The sequence below is a fragment of the Pseudoalteromonas sp. MelDa3 genome (assembly GCF_002863625.1).
Lineage (GTDB): Bacteria > Pseudomonadota > Gammaproteobacteria > Enterobacterales > Alteromonadaceae > Pseudoalteromonas > Pseudoalteromonas arctica.
On sequence record NZ_PJBR01000185.1, the window covers coordinates 1 to 2,669 of the forward strand.

The window sequence follows — 2,669 nt, forward strand, 5'->3', positions numbered from 1 at the left end:
ACACACTTATTTATCATAAAGTATGCTTTCTTTAACAAATGTAACGGAATAGTTTATGAAAAAGGTCGATAAGTTTAGTCATATGCCAGGAAATGGCGGTGGTAATGACGATGATGAAAAAAAACTTGATTAACTCTAATGCCTGAATGGTTTTTAAAGACTATATTGATATTAGATACTAGTTGGGTGTTTATTTTAAGCCCTGCTATTTTCATCTTTTATTTTAGAAAAGATTATTTGGCCCTGCGTTTCGCTTTAATTACAGCCGCTTTTTTTTTATATGGAACCATTATTCATCCTTACTTGAAAGAGTTTGATAATGGGATTTATGTTTATCGATACCTTGTTTGGGCCTTTAATGATATTGCTTGGATGGCACTCATCGCATATCTGGGTTTAAAAGATAAGGTTTATTTATGGCAATGCGTATTAGGTCAATTGGTTGTTATTATGGCACCAATTTTACAGCTATTTAGATTAGTCGACCGCCATTTATGGGATCTTTCTTATAGTACATACATTTATAAAACCTTATTGCCATTTATTAATATAGGCACCGTTGTTGTTTGTTATCTTCCGCTTATTTATATTTTAACAAAAGACAAAAAAAGCCCAGCTAGCCAATAGTTACAAAAAGTTCCCTCCTTTAAAATAGCTGTGCTAGACTACTGTTTATATAAACAGTGATGAGCAGGCTATGAAACTCTACATTGCAGAAAAACCTTCACTTGGACGCGCTATTGCTGATGCGTTACCAAAACCACATAAAAAATATGATGGTTATATAGAAGTCGCTAATGGCGATTGTGTATCGTGGTGTATTGGACATTTGCTAGAACAAGCAGAACCCGATGATTACGATGAGCGCTTTAAAAAGTGGCAGTTTGAACACTTACCTATAATACCCGAACAGTGGAAGTTAAAAGCCAAAACCAAAACACGTAAACAGCTCACTGTTTTAAAAAAATTAATTAAACAAGCCTCGCAACTTATTCACGCTGGCGATCCAGACCGTGAAGGCCAGCTACTAGTCGATCAAGTAATTGAAGAAGCTAAAATAAGTCAGGCTAAAAAGCAGAGTACGCAACGTTTACTCATTAGTGATTTAAACTTATCGGCGGTAAAAAAATCACTGGGTACTATGCGTTCTAATCGAGATTTTATTCCGCTAAGTGTATCTGCTTTAGCGCGCTCTCGTGCTGATTGGCTATTTGGTATGAATTTAACACGTGCATACACACTAGCTGGGCAAAAAGCAGGGTTTGGTAATGTGCTTTCGGTAGGGCGAGTACAAACCCCTATTTTAGGTCTTGTTGTTAATAGAGATAACGAAATAGCACACTTTGTATCTAAGCCTTTTTACGATGTACTGGCGCATTTACTTACTCCAGATAACCAGCCATTCATAGCTAAGTGGGTTCCTAGTAAAGCATGTGAGCCACATCAAGATGAAGAAGGGCGAATACTTAACAAAGCACTCGCACAAAATGTTGCTTCACGCATTACAAAGCAAAGTGCTGAGCTTACTTCACTTGACCAAAAACAAAAAAAACAAAGTGCTCCATTACCTTATAATTTATCTGCACTGCAAATAGATTCGGCTAAAGCATTTGGTATGCCAGCTCAAAAGGTGTTGGATATTTGCCAAATACTTTACGAACGTCATAAACTAATTACTTACCCACGCTCTGATAATCGTTATTTACCTAAAGATCACCATCAAGATGCATCTGCTATTTTTAAAGCTATAAGTGCTAATGGTGGGCAAAGCAGTGAATTAGTAAATGGGGCTGATGTAAAAAAGCGTAGTAAATGTTTTAACGATTCAAAAGTGGCTGCCCATCATGCCATTGTGCCTACGGCTAAGCAGTTAAAGTCAGCGAGTTTGAGCGGTGACGAAGCGAAGGTATATCAATTAATAAGCCGCCATTACCTAATTCAGTTTTATCCCGACTATATACATAACGAAACTAAAGCAGAGATAACAATCGCTGGCGGATTATTTAAAGCAAATGCAAAACAAGATGTAAGCTTAGGCTTTAAGGTATTAATGGGTAAGTCTGAATTAAAAGATGAAGCTACGTTACCTCCTTTAACAAAAGGTATGTCTCTTTTTTGTGAGCAAGGCGAAGTAGTCGAAAAGCATACATCACCCCCTGCTTATTTTACCGATGCTACATTATTGGCTGCGATGACCGGCATTAGTCGTCATGTTAAAGATCCACAAATTAAAAAAGTATTAAAAGACACTGATGGTTTAGGTACGGAGGCAACACGTGCGGGAATAATCGAGTTGCTATTTAAGCGGCGTTTTTTAAAACGTGAAGGTAAGTCAATTAGAGCGACCGAAACGGGACTTGCCCTTATTAGCGTATTACCACAAGGTTTAGCGAGTCCTGATTTAACCGCAAAGTGGGAATCGAGCTTAGGTGATATCGCGCAGCAAGTAATGAGTTATCAGCAATTTTTACAGCCTTTACTTGCTGACCTAAATGGGTTTGTACAATTAGCAGCAAACTGCGATAGCAATGCATTTGCAAGGTTACCAAAAAGCTCACCTAAAAAACGCTTTGCTAAACGAGGTGGAAAAGCGACCTTTAAAAAGTCGAGTTATAAAAAAAGCTCTGTTGCTAGTTAGCTACAGAGCCATTTTATTAAACGATATTACT

At 37.5% G+C, this 2,669-nt stretch carries 2 protein-coding genes; both read left to right on the forward strand.

Annotation, left to right across the window (positions count from 1 at the left end; translation table 11 throughout):
• Positions 1-138: 138 nt before the first annotated feature.
• Positions 139-627 carry a hypothetical protein gene (locus CXF89_RS18895; RefSeq protein WP_024593682.1) on the forward strand — a complete coding sequence of 163 codons (489 nt, stop codon included), beginning with the start codon at positions 139-141 and terminating at the stop codon, positions 625-627.
• Positions 628-697: 70 nt separating this feature from the next.
• The gene (locus CXF89_RS18900) at positions 698-2,638 is read left to right on the forward strand and encodes a DNA topoisomerase III (protein WP_121955458.1); all 1,941 of its coding nucleotides are present in this window, start codon (positions 698-700) and stop codon (positions 2,636-2,638) included.
• Positions 2,639-2,669 lie beyond the last annotated feature (31 nt).